Annotated in this window: 12 protein-coding genes; 4 read left to right on the top strand and 8 right to left on the bottom strand. The window is 53.0% G+C overall.

The genetic code is table 11. From position 1 onward, the window contains the following. Positions 1 to 33: 33 nt before the first annotated feature. From ABE504_RS21385 to ABE504_RS21360, 6 genes are all read right to left on the bottom strand, one after another. Positions 34 to 2,106: a methyl-accepting chemotaxis protein gene (locus tag ABE504_RS21385; RefSeq protein ID WP_430092435.1), complete on the bottom strand. Its 2,073-nt coding sequence runs from the start codon at positions 2,104 to 2,106 to the stop codon at positions 34 to 36. Between the two features lie 606 nt (positions 2,107 to 2,712). Then, positions 2,713 to 3,786, bottom strand: a complete 1,074-nt coding sequence (locus ABE504_RS21380; RefSeq protein WP_430092434.1) for a peptidyl-prolyl cis-trans isomerase — start codon at positions 3,784 to 3,786, stop codon at positions 2,713 to 2,715. A 65-nt stretch (positions 3,787 to 3,851) separates the two neighbouring features. Then, complete coding sequence (locus tag ABE504_RS21375) at positions 3,852 to 4,679, bottom strand: MBL fold metallo-hydrolase (protein WP_430092433.1); 828 nt, start codon at positions 4,677 to 4,679, stop codon at positions 3,852 to 3,854. Positions 4,680 to 4,693: 14 nt separating this feature from the next. After that, a complete protein-coding gene (locus ABE504_RS21370) occupies positions 4,694 to 7,135 on the bottom strand; it encodes a choice-of-anchor Q domain-containing protein (RefSeq protein WP_430092431.1) in 2,442 nt (813 codons plus the stop codon). A 261-nt stretch (positions 7,136 to 7,396) separates the two neighbouring features. Further along, entirely contained in the window at positions 7,397 to 8,503 is a 1,107-nt protein-coding gene (locus ABE504_RS21365) for a Gfo/Idh/MocA family protein (RefSeq protein ID WP_430092429.1), read from the bottom strand. A gap of 42 nt (positions 8,504 to 8,545) precedes the next feature. Then, complete coding sequence (locus ABE504_RS21360; protein ID WP_430092427.1) at positions 8,546 to 10,945, bottom strand: glycoside hydrolase domain-containing protein; 2,400 nt, start codon at positions 10,943 to 10,945, stop codon at positions 8,546 to 8,548. 339 nt (positions 10,946 to 11,284) lie between these two features. Here ABE504_RS21360 and ABE504_RS21355 point away from each other — a divergent pair, with 339 nt between their 5' ends. The 4 genes from ABE504_RS21355 (at position 11,285) to ABE504_RS21340 (ending at position 15,949) form a co-directional block, all read left to right on the top strand. Next, positions 11,285 to 12,259 (top strand): ABC transporter permease, encoded by a 975-nt coding sequence (locus tag ABE504_RS21355; RefSeq protein WP_430092425.1) that lies wholly within the window; start codon positions 11,285 to 11,287, stop codon positions 12,257 to 12,259. A 12-nt stretch (positions 12,260 to 12,271) separates the two neighbouring features. Beyond that, positions 12,272 to 13,150 carry a carbohydrate ABC transporter permease gene (locus tag ABE504_RS21350; protein WP_430092423.1) on the top strand — a complete coding sequence of 293 codons (879 nt, stop codon included), beginning with the start codon at positions 12,272 to 12,274 and terminating at the stop codon, positions 13,148 to 13,150. 46 nt (positions 13,151 to 13,196) lie between these two features. Beyond that, positions 13,197 to 14,801: an extracellular solute-binding protein gene (locus tag ABE504_RS21345; RefSeq protein ID WP_430092421.1), complete on the top strand. Its 1,605-nt coding sequence runs from the start codon at positions 13,197 to 13,199 to the stop codon at positions 14,799 to 14,801. A 161-nt stretch (positions 14,802 to 14,962) separates the two neighbouring features. After that, positions 14,963 to 15,949 (top strand): LacI family DNA-binding transcriptional regulator, encoded by a 987-nt coding sequence (locus tag ABE504_RS21340; RefSeq protein WP_430092419.1) that lies wholly within the window; start codon positions 14,963 to 14,965, stop codon positions 15,947 to 15,949. A gap of 97 nt (positions 15,950 to 16,046) precedes the next feature. Here ABE504_RS21340 and ABE504_RS21335 read toward each other — a convergent pair whose 3' ends face one another. Beyond that, positions 16,047 to 17,270, bottom strand: a complete 1,224-nt coding sequence (locus tag ABE504_RS21335; protein ID WP_430092417.1) for an NAD(P)/FAD-dependent oxidoreductase — start codon at positions 17,268 to 17,270, stop codon at positions 16,047 to 16,049. Between the two features lie 118 nt (positions 17,271 to 17,388). After that, on the bottom strand, positions 17,389 to 18,447 hold the full coding sequence (aroC, locus tag ABE504_RS21330; RefSeq protein ID WP_430092415.1) for a chorismate synthase: 1,059 nt from the start codon (positions 18,445 to 18,447) through the stop codon (positions 17,389 to 17,391). Positions 18,448 to 18,453 lie beyond the last annotated feature (6 nt).

Genomic DNA, 18,453 nt, shown 5'->3' with positions numbered 1-18,453 from the left:
AATGTTGCCGCGGAGGGGCTTTGGCATGCATCGCTACATCTCAAACTTGGAGAGGGTGGCATGAAGCCCCTGAGACAATTGCTCCAATTGGTCCGACAGACGGACTAATCGATCACTGATCCTGCTTTGCTCAAGACCTTGGGCGGTCACTTCCTCTGAAGTTGCGAGCGACTCTTCCGCTACAGCACTGACATTCATCATCGTGTCGGATAAAACGACCTGCTTGTCCTCCAAAGAGCTGACAGAATCGCTCACAGCGCTGAGCTGTTCGATAAATCCCGTCATTTGTGTAGTGACTTGCCCGAAGATGACATTCGTATCTCGGACGGCTTGAAGCTGTGTTTTAAAAATAGGCGCGGCACTTTCCAAAAGATTGAACGTTTCGTGCACCTCGTTCTGAATATCGTTCATCATTTGCCCAACGACCCCAATGGAGTGACGCGATTGCTCCGCTAGATGACGAATTTCATCCGCCACGACCATGAACCCTTTCCCCGCTTGCCCGGCTCGCACAGCCTCAATCCCGGCGTTCAACGACAAGATGTTCGTCTTTTTCATAATCTGATTCAGCATATCCAGGATGCTTTGGATCGACGACGTGCTCTCTTTAAAAGCGCCAACTTTCTTGATCAGCGTGAAGATCATTTCTTCTGTTCGGTTCGTATTGGCCATGAGGGCATCCATCTCTTGCGCCCCTCTCATTCCTGCCTCCTGCACACCCGCCGCAGCTGTGCCCATCATGAAATTCGCTTCCGTCACCTGCTTCATCTGCATGCTGACATGTTCGGTCAACGCTTTGCCCTTCTCGGATTCTTGGGCCAGACCCGTCGCTCCCGTCGAAATTTCTTCCATGGCAGCTGCGATTTCGTCTGCGGCGGTTTTCGTTAACCGGGCAGAACTCGCAAGCTCATTGGCGGTCTCGAGGACATTGTGCGCTGTATCGCCGGACTGCCTTACGAGATCGGCAAAATGCTGCATCATCTGATCAAAACTGGCTCCCAGCTGCCCAACTTCATCCTTGGAGGTGTAATTGGCGCGAACAGCGAGCCTGCCTTGCGATCCTTGCTTCATGAGATCCCGCAGCTTTTGGATTGGGCGGACAATGACTCTTGCGACCCAGATCCCGATTAATCCGGCAGCGATGGCCGCACATAGGACCGCGACTAGCGTAAACTGAAAGATTTTATCTGCGGCCTCCCGGACTAATAAGCCAATCGGAATATCGCCAACCATGTTCCAGTCGGAGAGGGTCGAGTGATAATACACCACGATATGGTCATTCGCAGACGTGAACAACCCTCTTCCCGCTTCCATCTGGCTGCTGGTTAGAGGAAATCTTGACGCTTTGCCCAACTCCCCGGAAGAGAGCGTCGCGATGTTCATATTGGCGGGGTTTGTAATACTTAATTGACTGCCTTCGCCTAACGACAGCGAGTTCAGTTCATTGTTCAAAAGCTCTGTGCCCACTTCCATGACCAGCACGCCCTCAGAACCTGCTTCCCCATTCTTCAGCACACGGCCAATCGCGAACGTATTCGTATAGCTGCCCGAGTAGCCTTCCGCCTTGCTATCCAGCCATTGGGTCTGATCGTTATTGTTCATAATCGCTTGAAACCAGTCGGTCTGTCCGACATTTTCAATCGCGGAGTTGCTGCCGCTGCCCGTTAAAGCGATCAGCCGACCGTCAGGCTGAAACAACAGCAAGGACGAAATCGATTTACCCGAAAAAGCAATAACGTTCAGCTTCTCCGTCAACTGCCCCGCAATCTCCATCGCCTGATAAGAGCCTGGCGGGAATTGCTGTACCTTGGCCAGTAGATTTTGCAGATCATTGTCCAGATTCATTTGCAGCATGACGTCTTCAAACGTTTTGTACATAAAATCGAGCTTCATTCCCGCCTGTGAAATGGTCTCCAGGCTGGATTGCGATACTTTCTTCTGAATGACATTCTTCGAGATGGAATAGGACAGCATCCCGCAGCTCAGCACAAACGAAACAATGCTGACAAAAAAAATGAGAAACAGCTTCATCCCGATCGATTTCATCGGAGAGGTCAGCTTGATTCCCCTAAGTCTTTCAATTCCCAGTTTCCGTCTTCTCTCCACTTGCCGAATCCTCCTTGTTTTTCTAACAACTTGCCTTGAACGCTCTATTTGTCTAGTTCAGGGGCAAGTCCAAAGTTTCGACAAAATATTCCAAAATACCTTTAAATTTCGAAATAAAATTTTATTTTGTGTGAAAGCAACAAAATTATTATTCGGATTTGTTGGGATTTCCAAGGGGATCGCCGAGTGAGAAAAACAAAAAGAGCTGATCGGTTCTTTTTCACGTTTGTGCGCATAGAGGGGAGGGGCTGGGAAATTGCGCTGGACTGCAGTTCAAGGTGGGGTTGGGGTTGGAACAGCGTAGGAGTAGGGCCGAAATGCACCGGGAGCCCACTGTAACGGTTGCCACGGCGCCTATTTAACCTAAAAAGCGTCAATTCTATATTTAGCGGTTGCCACAGTGCTTATCTATCTAATTTCCAAGCGAAATCATGCATTTCCGACAAATAGCCGCTCTCACAACCGTTACAGTTTGCAATGCCGGCTTTTGCCTGAAATAAGCTCTCTCACGACCGTTAGCCATGGTGCGGGGCTTGGATGGGAGCCAACAAACAAAAGAAGACCTCTCCCTCAAGAAAATGGGTAGATGTCTTCTCTTAAACTCTGTTAGTTTACTATCAATTGTTCCAGCTCGGAAGCGTTCCATTCGATCTTCGCGGCATCCACTCTTCGCTGAAGCTCGACAGCGTATTTATCCGCTACCACTTTCGCTTTCAATTGCTCTTTCATCTGCTCGAAGGATGCTAAGCCCATCTCCTGTTTGCTCACGACCCTCACAATCGTGAAACTGCCTCCCTCTTCGATGACACTGCTGATTTGCCCGGCTTTCAACGCGTTTGCCGATTCCAGAACAAGCGGCGAAAGCTCGCTATCCGAGCGGGCGGTCGATACGCTGAACGTTTGCGAGGCGATGCCATTCTTAGCATCCGGCGCTTTTCCGTAGATCCGTGCCACCTCCTCGAAAGTGACACCTTGATCCAGCTTCGCTTTTGCCTCCGCAGCCGCCGTCTTCCCTTTGCCTTGCTCAGACGGAATGACGATTTTATCGACTGTGATTGTATCCGGATTTTTAAACTGCGCCAGATTCGCCGAATATGCGGCTTTCAACTCGTCCTCGGATGGCTTCAAATCGGATGCCGCCAGCTTTTCCTTCAGCGCGCTCACTCTGTTGCTTCCCAGGTAGCTGTAATAGCCGAACGCGTCATACTGCGCAGGCCCATACACGACCTGATGGCTTGCAATCGCATCTTTCCTCCGTTTGTTTTCCTTGCTTAAGCTCGATAAAAAGGAGGAGTAGCTCAGGTCGTCGATCAGCTTGAACTGCTTCGCCCACATTTGCTCCAGCTTTTGCGGAACGAGCTGCTTCATGGCCAACGCTTTGATTTTATCCATTGGGGTTTCCGTGCCGTAACGTGTAGTCCAAAAGCCTTCTCCAACATCCGCCTTATATGTCTTCTGGAAATAATCGAACACGACAGCACGCTGATCGTTCACGAACAGCTGAAATTCCGCCGTTTCCACCGACACGTCGTTCAATTTCACGATCCAATGCGCTCCAACCTCGTCTGTGCCGCCAAGCTCCCAAGCCATTCCGGCCCCGACAAGCGCCAGCAGCGCGACACCGGCCGCTACCATCCACAGTTTGCGGCGGCTTCCAGCCCGATTGATTCGTCCGACCATGATTCCCCTCCCCCTCAATCAGCCGATCCCCCAAATAGTTCCGTCCAGGTCAAAAATATACCCTCTCATCCACTCACCACTTCGCTGATCATTCCGTCGTAAGCACAGACAATACCCATTTGTTCCAATATGGCTTTCGTTTCTTCATACGGCTTCACACCTTGATGAGAGAAATGCGTGGCGATCTTGACTGTGCGATCCGAAATAGCTCCGATCGACTGCAGCCGCTCCATCATACGCCCTAGATCGCCGAAATTGAGATGCTCCTTGCCGGATGCGCGCCAGCCGATCGTTGATTCCATCACGATGGCATCCAAGTGAACGCCCTCCAACTGCCGCCAGACCTCTTCTTCGTAATAGCCGGTGTCGGATGCGTGAAGCACGGTAACATGGCTATCATGCAAAATATAATTCATCGCATCACCCATACGCAGTTGATGGGTCGCTGCAATCGAACGCACCGTATAGGGCCCCAACTCGCGTTCGCCCCCCGGCAGCATCGGAACGCGGACGATGCCCGCTTCGGCATCGCGTCCGCCGGACAGCTCCCACTTCATCCAGACAGAAGGCCCAGCGACGACCGTCATCTCAGGAAGCTCTGTCTCCAGCCGGAACGGCTTCGCCCGAAGCACCAAATTATCCGGGTTAAAATGATCAAGATGACTGTGTGTCACGAGGAGGTGCCGCACCTCCGTTAAGGAAATCCCCAGCTGCGCACAGGAAGCAAACAGATCAGGGCCGATATCGATCAGCAAATCGTCGTTAACGAGCAGACTTTGCCGTTTGCGGACATTTCGCCCGCCCGTCTCCCTTGCGTGCCTGCATGTGGCGCAATTGCAGAACGGGGAAGGAATCCCTTCCGCCGCCGCCGTTCCAAGAAATGTGAGTTTCACCTGTGGCATCTCCCTTATTGGTAGGTAATTGTCGGATCCCAATTCGTCGCGTCATAGGAATCGTCCGACCGTTTATAAATATTGAACGAGATGACATCTCCTGCCGCTACGGTCGTCGTAACCTGATGGGAATAGCCGGTCGAATCCTCGGCCGCAATGACCTGGTACCCCCATAGGACCGCTCCGTTTTTCCAAATAGAAGCCTGCACGCCGTCTCCGCCCGTTACGACATCCTTTCTTACGGTACCCGAGATGGTAACCGTGCCGGCTTTAGGCGCGACCCACACCCGAAACGCGTCATGGCCGGTTTCCGGCGCCTGGGTCACGCTCGTCATCGTGGCGTACGTTGCCGAGCCCTTCCACAGTCCTCGCGCCGATTCCCACGTCATGTTCGTGTAGGCGGATCCGTTCCATGTTTTGAAATACCATTGATCCTGCCCCAGCGATTCGCTCCAGCCTGTCGAGGCCCGCCATTCCTTCCGGTCTCCCCACGTGATGATGGGATCCCATTTGATGTTGTCAGCCGTATCGTTGGCGTTTTTATTTACGCTGAACATAATACGATCGCCCGCTGCGACTGTCGTCGTAAGGTACGGATTATAGCCGACCGCATCGTTGTAAGCGATCGACTGAAGTCCCCACAGAACCGTGGAATTCTTCTTAATCGACACCTTCACGCCGTCACCGCCGCTGACATCGTATTTGCTGACGATGCCGCCAATCGTGATCGTTCCGGCCGCCGGAGCTACCCACTCCCGCAAGGTATCGTTGCTGCTGTCCGGAGCTTGATGATTCCGAGTAATGGCAGCATACGACGACGCCCCGACCCACTGTTTATTCGCGGAATCCCAGGTCAAGTTCACATAGGCGCTTCCGTTCCACCTTTTGTAATACCAGTTATCCTGACCCTGAACCCCACTGAATTGACGGGAGGCTTGCCAACGCTCGCCGATAACCGGTGCGGAAGACGATGTCCCTTGGTATTCGAAAGCCCCCCGATCCGTGGCGCCTCCGGCATAAGGAACTGTATTGCCCCAGTAATCCTTGCCACCATTGTTGGCAATCGCCTTTCCGCTATTAATGGCCGGCGAAGAAGCGAGCAGCTTATAGCCGTCAACCGTATGAATGCCGTTGCCGCCCGAACCGGGATCCACCAGTTTGGGGTCTGCGGTCGATTTATGTGGATCGCTAGGCTCGCTCGCGTCGTGTACGCCGAAGAACGTATTGTAATCGAACGTGGCGGTCGTGGCCGCAAACGGGTATGTCATTTTATAATCCAAATTGTAAATGATGTTATTATAAAAATTCACCGTCGAGTCCGTTGTCGAGCTGTCGCCATGATCCTGAACAAAGGCAACATCCAGTCCTCCGCTGACATAGAACGTATTGTTGTAGACGTTGAAATTCCGATTTCGTCCACAGAACTTGAATAAGTGCCATCTGTCGTTTTGGCTTACGTTGTAACGAATGATGCCATCGTCATTAAACGCGTTATCACCGCTGTAATTGCAGATCAGCATAAAGCCGCCTTCGTTGTCATGGCTGTAGTTGTATTGAAAAATCGTCCGATTCGAAAGCCCGTCGGCATCGAAGCCGGCACCATCCGCCACGCTTAGATTGCGGGTCAAATACGCTTCATTGTATTGAAAGACCGCATCGTCCGTGTTGATATTCCAGATTGCGACGTGCGGTCCTGTCGCCCTTTTGTTCGTATCGGCGGCAACATTGTACTCCACAAGTGGAGCTGTCGCCTCGCAGATGACAATACCGTCAGAACCGATGTCGGTCAGGGTATTGTTCCTGACAACGACGCGCGTGAAACCTAACCACGCCCCCGTTCCGTCCGTCCTCGTCCCCCGGTTCCGCCAATCATTTCTAGTAAACACAGCCGAGCTGTCGACCGTTTTGAAGGTATTCCCTTCGATCAACACGTCATCGAACTTGGTTGGCGTCGTTCCTCCGGTCGCTCGGATAAAGATGCCCCCTGACGTCTCGAGATCGTTTCTTCCGAGCAGCCCGTTGACATCGTGAATGTAGAGGTTTTTCAAATAAATATGGCTTGCCGTTCCAACGTCGTGGGCTTCCACCCATACCGCCCGTCTGGTATCTCTAGTAGCGCCAAGGTTGGTAATCTCCAGATTGTTAATTTCCCAGTAGCTCTGGTTATACAATCGAACCGTCTCCGTATATAACCCCGCGCCGTTGATAACCGGCTTATTGCCCGTTCCATACATATCGACCGTGATCGGACTACCGCTTGTCCCCGAGCCTTTCGGCCAAAGCTGCCCTGTATAGACCGTACCAGCCTTGAACAAAATGCTGTCGCCCGACTGGAAGGTCGTTCCATTGACCTTATCCAGCGTCTTCCATGCGGAAGTCGTGCTTAATCCGCTATTCGCATCATTTCCGTTAACAGCATCGACGTAATAGGACGTATTCGCTGCACGAGCCGGCACAGCATGCAAACATATAACCAGAAGCAAGAGAAGCAATGAACAAACTGCACATATGACGAAACGATGATTCCTCCCAAAAGCAAACTCTCTCATTCTTTAAATCACCTCTCCAACTTGATGATGAGACTGTGTTGCCCCAATCGAAGCTGCGGTGTGAAGGTCTATCCTTGGTGTCCCCTCGAGGGGCGAAGGCGGGAGCCTCCTGTCAGGCTCCATTACGGCGACATGCAAGGTGAGTTTTTCGTCAAAGGGTCATGCAGCTCACACCCCCTCCATGAATTGATAGGTATGTGTACGCGCAGCTTCCCTGGCTTTGAGGCAGATCAGCGAGCTGGTCAGTCCATCTTTTAGCGTCGAAATCGAGGGCCCGCCGCGCATGACGTTGAGGAAGCTCCGCGCCAGCTCGAGATCTCCCCCGAAATGGCGCTCCTTAACATCCAGCTGATGTGTTTCGACCACCGGACTATGGTGGTGGATGACTTGGATCTTCTGGGTGTAAAAGTCGAATTCAACGGTCCCTTTATAGCCGATAAGCCGAGCTCCCCTGGCGCACGCCTCCCTGCGGCAAAAGAAGTTTTGCGAATAGGATAAATGCATCCCCGTCGCATACTGCACCAGCGCGCTGCCGCTGTCTTCGTTCCCGGTATCTGCCGCAAAGCAGCAAAAGTCTCCGCGTCCTCCGACGACCCGCTCCGGACAATCGCGTTCCTCGCACTTGCTGCAGCGGAGACCCGCCGGCTTGCTTCCTTTGAACACTTGCTTGGATACCATCGCGCACACACTTGTCGGAGCGGCTCCGATTAAAGACTGTAAGTAGTCCATATCATGCGTTGCTTTCTGAAGAAAAAGCCCTCCCGTCTCTTGCTCATCACGATACCAATCGTGAAAATAGACCCCGCCGTAAGTGACATTATTGACAGCCTGAACATGATCGACGGCGCCGATCTTCCCGGAGTCGAGAATCTCTCTAACCGCTCTCACAATTTTCGATGCCCGCAGCGGGAAGGATACGACAACCGGCGTTTCGGCCAGCGAAGCTTCCCGCAGCCGATACCAGTCCTCCAGCGTTGTCGCCACCGGCTTTTCAAGAAATAACGGAATTCCCCGGCCGATCACCTTGATCGCCATTTCTGTATGCAAGGAACAGCGCGTGCCGATCATCACGCCGTCCAGCTGCTCGCGATCGAGCATTTCGTCGGCTTCTGTGTAGTACTTCGGCTCGGCAACCCCGATTTCCGCGAGTCTTTGCGAAACGTTCTCCCGATCCGGATCCGCCACTGCGGCAATCCGACAAGTTGGGTCAAGCTTGAGCAGCTCTTGTATCATCAGAGAGATACGAAAGCCGCATCCGATTACACCTATGTTCATGCCCATGCTGATTCTCCTTCTCTACACAGGGAGACAGAGGCGTCACCTCCGCTCCTCCATTCTCTCCCCGTCTGATTCCATCCACCTCCAAGGCTCTGTTGTTTCAGGGGCCTTCGAGTCAAAATGAAAGTAATCCAAACCTAACGTTAACGACTCAGGCTGCTTAAACATCCACAGCTCGATCCCCTTCACATGGGTGAGATCGATTCCCACTTCTTTCAGCGGGATACGAACGGTTCTCGAACAGCCTGCTTGCACCGATTGAAAGAAAGAATCGTCCGTCCTGCCATTCAGGTCGTGAAACTTAACATAAAAGATGGCCGTCCGCTTCTCGTTCAGATTATGAACATCGAAAGATAATGCGCCATAGTTCGACCAGTCGGACGAGCGGAAGCCGGTTTCCTCTTTGAATAAGCGAATATTCGGAAAATTTGCACCCGCCTGAAATTCCGCTTGAAGTGCGCAACCCGCTTCCGTTACACGAGAAGAACACCAACTAAGCGCCACGTTCGACACTGTCCACCGATTCAAATCCGTCATGTTCTCGCCGGTCATCAGCGGAATTTCATATGAAAGCGGCTCCTCCGCTTTAAGTGTCAAACTCCTCGTCTCCGTCTTTCCATGCTTACCTAATTGTACAGACACCTCGGTAAGGCCTGGAGCGAGTGTCAACGTCACAACATAACGCACCGACAGCACGCTTTCCTCCATCGGCGTAAGAGTAGTTCCCTCGACGCTGACCGCTGCCCCTTTCTCCGTATAAATCGTAATCTCCCTCTGATGAGCGGACAGCTTCTTTACGCCGATCAGGCTCTGAATGCCACCGGCCCGCCCCAAGCTCTGAATCGACTCGGCTACTTCACGGCGAACTCGCGACAAATTGGAGGTGTCAGCGTTATAATCGCGTATATTCGTGTAAAGGCGATCATAATACGGCTGAAGCGCATCATGCACATCAAAGCCGATTGCGCCAAGCTTGGCAGCCTGCTCTTGCAGCCGCTGTTCGAGCGTCCATAAATACTCGTAATCTTCGGCGCCCTCTCGCAAATTCTCCAACCTGAGTGTACCGACCGGCCCATCGATCCCCATCTCATAACCGGGATAGAACAAATATCCGTCACCGTTCGCCCCAGGGAACGCCAGTGGATCAGTCCAAACATCACGCGTCCCGTACGCTTTCCCGTCATACTTCTGGAAAATCGTCGTCGCCCAGTACAAAGTGCCTTCAACGCCGCAATCTTTTTGAAGCCAGGACAATAGCCGGCTTCCAAGTAAATCGTCGTCAAGATGGTAAGTCGGAAACGGATGCTTAGGCACGACACAGGTATACCACCAGACATGATCTCCGCCGGCTTGCAGCTTGCGGGCGAACGGTTCATCGTACTTGTCAATTTGCGCGACCCAATCATGCACGCTGTCCGTCAGCTCATCCACCGGCTGAGTGGTCACAAAGTGTCGGACATCCGGGGCAATTCTATTGAGCATCACCGCTATTTCAGTGACACGTGGATACGTCGCAGCGGCCGGTTCGTCGATTTCCGTGATGTAGTAGTACGTTTTGCCGAGCAGCCCTTTCTCGCGAAGCGCGTCTACGACAATCTCCATCTTCGCTTCATCGTACGTACCGTCCGCATTGCGATATGCAGGCAGCCGAACCGCCGACACCTTCGGATTCGTCAAGTAAGGGACCGCCTGCTCCACATACCGCTCGGGCGAGTCCGTCGGGATCGGCAGATCGCTTGGCGTAAGCCGGTGTTCAAGGGAAGCCCAGTAATACTTTTCGATCATTTCCCAAGCGTCGTCCCCCGCTATATGCTCAGCTTCTGCAAGGTACTCGCTCCATAAAGCGAACGCCGTTTCCGTGTGACTCTCGTCCGTCAGCTCGAAGTCGAAGACTTGCAGCGTCACCGGTATGCGTACAGCCTCCCCGGTTTCCTGCAGCGTGACCTCTCCGGCATACATGCCGGCGGGCTGCCCCTTCGGGATATGAACCTTGATATAAATCGCTTGATTGTTCCCGGCATCCACCGTCAGATGTCCATCCATCGGAAGCAGCGCGTCCGGATACCAGCCGGCCGGGTATGCCGATGTGGTCGGCTTCGTGACTTCTATGTAATGCTCCTTGTACAGCTGAATCCGGCTCTTATCGATCTTCGCCGGGCCCTCCGCCTGCCTCAGTTCACTTACGCTCACTTGAAGCTTGCGCAGAGGCGAATCACCTGCGATCACCACCAGTTGCGCCCCTTCATACTCATTGCGGGCCGCCTCCAGTTGAAGCCGAGGCGCGCTTTGAACCTCCAGCGGCTGATCCCGCCTAATCTTGGCCATCCCATCGGCCGCAAACACTCGAAATGCCGGGGCATCGCCCCATTTCGCGAAAGCCGCACCATCGGCAAAAGTTTTCATTCCGATCCCATCAATCAGCCATCGTTTCGATTGCATCATTTTCCTCCAGTAACAAAGATAACAAAGATGAATTACAGCGAATGAAGGGTTCTCTGCATATGCGTGCAAGCAAAATATAACACCGTTCATGAAAACGGTCAATAAAAAATTACGACGTTATATTTTTCGGCATAAATTACAAAAAAACAGTAGAAAACCTCCCGAAATACCGCAAAATCACTGATTAATCAAGCGTTATACAGAAAATAACGAATTTATATTTTTCGTAAACCTTTGGTCCACCCCCTTGTCAAACAGCTATTTTTCTGCAAGAATGGATCTAGGAAAGCGGTTTATCGCCCATTTTAAGTAACGCGTTATGGAATTTCGAACTACATGACGAAAGGACGAAATCACTTGCACAATCCCTCTGTACCGCAAGCAAGCTCATCCGTAAGAAGCAGACCTTCACCACTGCTGCGCTCCATCCGCAAAAATTGGGATCTTTATCTGCTGATCTCACCCGTTATCCTCTATTTTCTTCTATTCGAATATTTTCCGATGTACGGCGTCCAGATTGCTTTCAAAAACTTCGTAGCCGTGAAGGGCATTTGGGGAAGCCCCTGGATTGGGCTCGACCACTTCGTGCGGTTTTTCCACAGCTACTACTTCGATCGGCTTATCCGCAACACGATCGAAACAAGCCTGTACACAATGCTCGTCGGCTTTCCCGCTCCGCTCCTGCTGGCGCTGATGATCAACGAAATCCGCAGCAAATGGTTCAGGAGAATGGTCCAGACGATCACCTATGCGCCGCATTTCTTATCTACGGTCGTTGTCGTAGGGATGATCATTATGCTGCTCTCCACCCAAAAGGGCGTCATCAACCACCTCATCGTCTGGCTCGGCGGCAAACCGATCGCCTTCATGACGGATCCCGCGTGGTTTAAGACCGTGTACGTCTTCTCCGGCGCCTGGCAATCGATGGGCTGGGGCTCGATCATTTATTTGGCGGCGCTCGCCGGCGTCGACCCTCAGCTTCACGAGGCGGCCATTATGGATGGCGCCAGCCGGCTGAAACGAATTTATCACATCAACATCCCGGCCATTATGCCAACCATTGTGGTGCTGCTTATTCTCAACATGGGACATGTCATGAGCGTGGGATTCGAGAAAATTTATCTCATGCAGAACGATCTCAACCTGGAAGCATCCGACGTTATTGCTACCTATGTCTATCGCAGCGGGATCATCGGCGCACAGTACAGCTTATCCGCCGCGATCGGTCTGTTCAACTCCGTTGTCAACTTCATTCTTCTGGTCGTCGTGAATTTTACGGCACGCAAGCTAAATGATACGAGTCTGTGGTAGGAGGATACATCTATGCTTAAACAGTCTTTCGGAGACCGGATGGTCGGCATCTCCTTCGCCGTCATGCTGACCCTTATCACCTTGACCGTACTCTATCCGCTCATCTTCGTCCTGAGCGCATCCGTCAGCAATCCGGAGCATGTCGTAACAGGCCGGATGTGGCTCTATCCGATCGAGTTCACCTGGGACGGATATAACAAAATTTTTCATAACCGCGACATTCTGGCGGGCTACGGCAATACCATCATCTACACCTTGGTCGGCACATCCATCAATCTGGTGATGACCGTCCTTGCCGCCTACCCGTTATCCCGCAAGGATTTCGCAGGAAGAGGCATCATTACGACGTTTATCGTCTTCACCATGTTTTTCAGCGGGGGCCTCATTCCAACTTATCTGCTAATCAAGAAACTACATATGATCAACACGATGTGGGCGCTTGTGATTCCGGGGGCAGTGTCGGTCTGGAACATCATCATTATGCGCACCTTCTTTCAATCCAGCATTCCGATTGAAGTGCAGGAATCCGCTGCAATCGACGGCTGTTCCAATCGGCAACTGCTAGTGCGAATTGTCATCCCCCTGTCGATGCCGATTCTCGCCGTCATGGTGCTGTTCTACAGCGTAGGGCACTGGAACTCCTATTTTAACGCCCTCATTTACTTGAGCGATCGGCATAAATTCCCGCTCCAGCTCTTCCTTCGGGAAATTCTCGTGCAGGAGGACATGAGCGAAATGCAGCAGTCCAGCTTTACCGTCAAGAACATTTTGCAAAAAGAAACAATCAAGTATGCGGCGATCATTGTCGCCAACCTGCCTATCTTTATGCTCTATCCGTTCCTGCAAAAGTATTTCGTGAAAGGCATGCTTGTCGGTGCGATTAAGGGTTAGCCCTTATTCACATACAAATTCATCGTACATATAGGAGGTCAAGCGTATGAAAAGCACCAAACTTACGGCTGTGCTCGTCGCCACCGTGATGACAGCCATCGTTGCAGCCGGATGCGGAGACGAAGCCGGGTCTGCGAGTGAGAGTACAACTTCGGCTGAAGCCAAAGGAGTCGCTGCCGCCGGGTACCCCATTGTTCAGCAACCGATCAATCTTAAAATTTTTGCCGGTAAAGCCCCTTCCGCTCCCGCGAACTGGAATGACGTCGAGATCTGGAAAGAATATGCCAAAAAGACGAACGTCAACGTCGATTTTCAGCTGACTCCCGTCGAGAGCTTAACCGAGAAGCGCAATCTCATTCTGGCCGGCGGCGATCTGCCCGATGCCTTCCATACCGCCCGCTTCAGTTCGGTCGATATCGCCAACTACGGCGCGCAAGGACTTTTCATTCCTCTTAATAAACTGATTGATCAGTATGCACCAAATTTCAAAAAGCTGCTGGATGCGAACCCGGAAGTCAAACGCGGCCTAACGATGCCGGACGGCAACATTTATTCCTTTCCGACGTACTACGACGGGAACTTCAAGTCCGTGCTTGTCGGCTCCGAGCTGTGGATCAACAAGAAATATCTCGATGCGCTCGGCATGAAAGAGCCTACGACCACAGATGAGTTCTACAACTATCTGAAAGCTGTCAAGACGCAAGATCCGAACAAGAACGGAAAGAACGACGAGATTCCTTATGCGGCCAGCGGCTTTAACGGCTTGCTTGACCAACTCAAAGGCGCCTGGGGTCTCGGCAACCGCGGCAACATGCATCCGCGCGTGGACGTAGATCCGGCAACGAACAAACTCCGCTTTATTCCGACCGATCCGCGTTACAAAGAGCTGTTGGAATACTTGAACAAGCTCTATAAAGAGGACCTGTTCATCCCGGACATCATGACCGTGAAAGGAACGGAAGTGAACGCAAAAGGAAAAGAAGGCTTATACGGCTCGTTCCTTTATACGAATGCCAAAACAGGCTTCGGCGTCGAGCAAAACGATTATATCGGCGCTCAAGCGTTCAAAGGTCCTCACGGCGACCAAGTATTCTCGAGAGCCCGTTCTCCGCTGATCGACGTCGGCGCTTTCGCGATTACGAATGCAAACAAAAACCCGGAAGCGACTGTGCGCTGGATCGATTACTTCTACTCCGATGAGGGCAGCCGGATGTTCTTCATGGGGATCAAGGACAAGAGCTACACCGAAAATCCTGACGGCACGCTGGCATATACGCCAGAGGTCAAGAAGAGCGCAGACGAGATGAACAAGTACGTCTCCTTCGCCGGCGGCTACTACCCGGCCATGCTGACGAGCAAAACGTTCTTTGGCGGCGAAAGCTATCCCGAGAACATCGAGGCAGCGAAAAAAATCGAGCCTTATTGGCCGAAAGAAGTGTGGCCGTCCTTCACGTACACACAAGACGAACTTGCTCAATTCACGCCGCTGAGCACGGATCTGAACAAGTATGTCGATGAGATGACAACCAAGTTCGTCACAGGCGCCACGCCGTTCAGCGAGTGGGAAAATTATGTCTCGACCATCAAGAAAATGGGCGTCGACGATTACCTTAAAATTTACACAGCCGCTTATGAGCGCTTCAAGAAATAAAATCAAACACCTCTCCAACGTGATGCATGAGGTTAGCCGGCTGCTGCCGGTTGACCTCTTTTGGCGCCTATTGAGCGCTTCTGTACGAAACAGGGGATTATGATAAAATGAGAGTATGCCGATGATAGAGATAAGAAGAAAATAAGGAGAGAAGTACATCTATGGCGGTGACAAAGAAGGAAATCGCAGAGCACGTAGGCGTCTCCCGTTCGGCGGTCTCCCTCGTCTTGAACAACACACCGAGCAGCACCATTTCAGAAGAGACGAGAAAACGGATTCTGCAGGCTGCACAGGAGCTGGGGTATCAGGAAAAAATGGCCACCCCCAAAATCTGCTTTATTTTGTATGGACGGTCTCCGGACGACCCTCGTTACATGCATGACCTCAAGGTGGTCGAGCATGCCGCAAGCAAACTGCAATATGCGACGTTGTTTATGAATATTCCGGCTACAGCCGTTGGGCACCAGAAGCTGCAGCGGTTTTTGGACAAACGCGAAGTGGAAGGCATGATCATTACCGGGGATCTTGACGATACGCTCATCCGCATGATCCAAGCGTCAAACGAACCTTATTTGTTCTACGGGGGCACGACCCGGGAAGACGCCAACATCATGGTCCTCGATCATCGCAAAGGCGCCTATACAGCCGTTCAGTACCTGATTGAGCTTGGCCACAAGCGGATCGCGTTCTTCTCTGGGCGATTGGACATAACCGTTCATATGGAGAATTTGAAAGGGTATTATCAAGCGCTGGAGGAAGCCGGGCTCTCGATCGATAAAAGCCTGATCCAAGCCAGCAAGGAAGAGGACGGTTATGAGCTTGCTTCCCGCCTGCCGCTGCTCGGCATTGAACATTCGGCCATATTTTGCGTCAATACGGTCATTCAGTTCGGCGCTCTGCAATGGCTGAAAGACACCGGAGTGGCCGTCCCCTCCCAAGTTAGCCTCGCCGGTTACGGTTTTACAGAGCTGGTCAAGCTAAGCAAACCGGAACTGACAACCGTCTATGTGGATCAAAAGGAGAAGGAGAAGCTGGTCGATGAGCTGCTCGACATCATTCGCAAACGAAAAAGCAGCACTCCCCGCCATGCCTATCTGTCCGAAATGACGCTTCACAAAGGCGGCACCGCATCGATTTATATGCCCTAGCGCCGAATAACGGCTTACAGACGAAAAGAGGCTGCCCCCAGAGTCATAACATGACCTGGGGACAGCCTCTTCGTCTGCTCTGCCGCGCACAGCGGGATCATGACATCGACGCATGCCGCGGCCGCTCCACACGGAACAGTTCAAGGTCCGAGTGTCCGCCGTGCACAATCGCAGCAGCTACCAATTTCGCGGCAATCGCGCTGTACACAGTACCGTTGCCGCCGTAACCGAGCATGAAGTAGCTGTTGTCGAAGCCTTCCTGCTCTCCCACCATCGGCAGCCCGTCGTGCGTGCTGCCGAAAGCGGCCGTCCAGCTGTAAGCGACCTCCAGCTCCGGCATGTTCGGGAACAGCTCCTGCACGCTTTGGAGCAGGAGCTCGGTTTTGCGCGGGAGCATGCGCTCCCGCTCCTCCGGGTCAGTGGTCGGCTCATCCAAGCCGCCCAGGACGATTCGATTATCCGCCGTCGTGCGGATATACAGATAAGGGCGCGCCGTCTCCCAGATCAGGCTGCGCGCATGCCAGCCGTCGAACGAAGCGACGGGCTTGGTTGCCATCGCAAACGCGCTTGTCAGCACCGCGTTGGGATTGCGCTTCAGCTCCTGCGTCTCATAGCCTGTGGCATAGACGGCATACTGCGCCCGCACGGTATGCCGGCCGGCCCGGAAGATGAGGCGCCCTTTTTCACCCGGCATCCGAAATACTTCGGTGTGGGCGAACACCCGCATGCCTTTTCCATAACTCGTCTCAATGAGCCCGTTCACCAGTTTAAACGGATTAACCTCTGCATCCCCTTGCGCATAGATCGCTCCCGGTTTCCGAAAGGCGTACTTCGCAGCAATCTGATCCTCCGTCCAAAAATCGACCGGAAAACCGTATTTTCGAAGCGTACGGTATTCCTCCTCCAGCTTGGCTACGTCCTCCGGGCAGCTTGCGACATACAGGCTCGGGCGGCGAGCAAACTCAGGACTGTATACCAACTTCGAGGAAAATGCCTCGAGCTCGTTCAATGCCTCCTGACACAGCTGATAGAAGCGCAGCCCCTGCGCCTCGCCAAACGAATTCATGCATGCGGTGAGCGATTTATCGTTGGAAAATTGTAAAAGCCCCGTGCTCGCAAATGAACTTCCGTGGGCAACCGCCCTTTTGTCGATCAGGACCGTGTCAATGCCGTGCTCCATCAACCGATACGACACTAGCGCCCCCGAATCGCCGGCGCCGATCACAAGCACCTCGCAGTCAATGTCCTCCTCCAGCTTCGGATACTCCCGAACATGCGGACACGTCGCCCGCCACACGGACATACCGGTATGCAAGTTCATATCGTCTTCTTTCCCTCCTGGGCCGCGAATCCTTCATTCTGATTTCAGGATTCCCAGAACCGGGGGATGTATCCAAAATGGAGGCTGACGCGCAAGCACCCGCTCTCTCGCCCCCAGGCTAACCGTTCAGCATCGCCGCCTGCCGTTTATAATGATCCTCGAGCACGAGACAAGCCATCGCTTCAACAACCGGCACAATGCGCGGACAGATACAAGGATCGTGACGGCCAAACGTCTGAATCGTCTGCTCCTCGCCATGAACGTTCATCGTCTGCTGCGGCAGCGAAATCGACGACGTCGGCTTCACCGCGATCCGAAAGACGATTTCCTGCCCCGTGCTAATGCCGCCAAGAATGCCGCCCGCGTGGTTGCTGAGAAAACCGTCGCGGTTCATGCCGTCGTTATGCTCGCTGCCTTGCATCGTCGCCGCCGCGAAGCCGGCGCCGAATTCGATGCCTTTGACGGCGCCGATGGACAGCATCGCCTTCGCAAGCTCTGCATCGAGCTTATCGAATGCAGGCTCGCCAAGACCCGGCATCACCCCGCGGATACGGCATTCGACGATGCCACCGCTGCTGTCGCCCACAGCGGCCAGCTCTTCGATGTGCCGAATCATCGCCTGGGCCGCCTCAGGATCGCAGGCTCTGACAGCGTTCTGTTCAATGATACTTTCGTCAAAGGTGTCGCAGGCGATAGGCCCGATTTGCTTCGTGTAGGCGACAACTTGAACGCCTCGCCGTTCAAGCAGTTTGCGCGCGACAGCGCCTCCGGCCACTCGCGCCGCCGTCTCTCTACCCGACGCCCGGCCGCTGCCCCGATGGTCGCGAATGCCGTACTTGTGCAAATACGTGAAATCGGCATGACCCGGACGGAAAGCGTGCTGAATATCGTCATACGCCGAAGGACGCATGTCCTGATTATGCAGCATGACGAACAGCGGAGTCCCGGTTGTTTTCCCTTCAAAGACACCGGACAAAATATGAATCGTATCGTATTCCTTCCTCTGCGTCGTCACCGAGGACTGCCCCGGCTTGCGACGATCCATCTGCTTTTGAATATATGCTTCGTCTAATTCGACGCCCGGCGTTACCCCGTCCACGATCACGCCGACCGCCGCACCGTGCGACTCCCCGAAAGTTGTAATTTTAAATAGATCGCCAAACGTGTTGCCTGCCATACTCCT

Source organism: Paenibacillus oryzisoli (assembly GCF_050467285.1).
Taxonomy (GTDB): domain Bacteria; phylum Bacillota; class Bacilli; order Paenibacillales; family NBRC-103111; genus Paenibacillus_E; species Paenibacillus_E oryzisoli_A.
Note: the sequence above shows the minus strand (reverse complement) of the source record. Positions and strands in the feature narration are given on the sequence as shown.

Bases quoted from the DNA above. Each gene is read 5' to 3' on its own strand.
- ABE504_RS21380 (WP_430092434.1), bottom strand. From the start codon at position 3,786: ATGGTCGGACGAATCAATCGGGCTGGAAGCCGCCGCAAACTGTGGATG.
- ABE504_RS21365 (WP_430092429.1), bottom strand. From the start codon at position 8,503: ATGAACATAGGTGTAATCGGATGCGGCTTTCGTATCTCTCTGATGATA.
- ABE504_RS21360 (WP_430092427.1), bottom strand. From the start codon at position 10,945: ATGCAATCGAAACGATGGCTGATTGATGGGATCGGAATGAAAACTTTT.
- ABE504_RS21355 (WP_430092425.1), top strand. From the start codon at position 11,285: ATGACGAAAGGACGAAATCACTTGCACAATCCCTCTGTACCGCAAGCA.
- ABE504_RS21350 (WP_430092423.1), top strand. From the start codon at position 12,272: ATGCTTAAACAGTCTTTCGGAGACCGGATGGTCGGCATCTCCTTCGCC.
- ABE504_RS21345 (WP_430092421.1), top strand. From the start codon at position 13,197: ATGAAAAGCACCAAACTTACGGCTGTGCTCGTCGCCACCGTGATGACA.
- ABE504_RS21340 (WP_430092419.1), top strand. From the start codon at position 14,963: ATGGCGGTGACAAAGAAGGAAATCGCAGAGCACGTAGGCGTCTCCCGT.
- ABE504_RS21335 (WP_430092417.1), bottom strand. From the start codon at position 17,270: ATGAACTTGCATACCGGTATGTCCGTGTGGCGGGCGACGTGTCCGCAT.
- aroC (WP_430092415.1), bottom strand. From the start codon at position 18,447: ATGGCAGGCAACACGTTTGGCGATCTATTTAAAATTACAACTTTCGGG.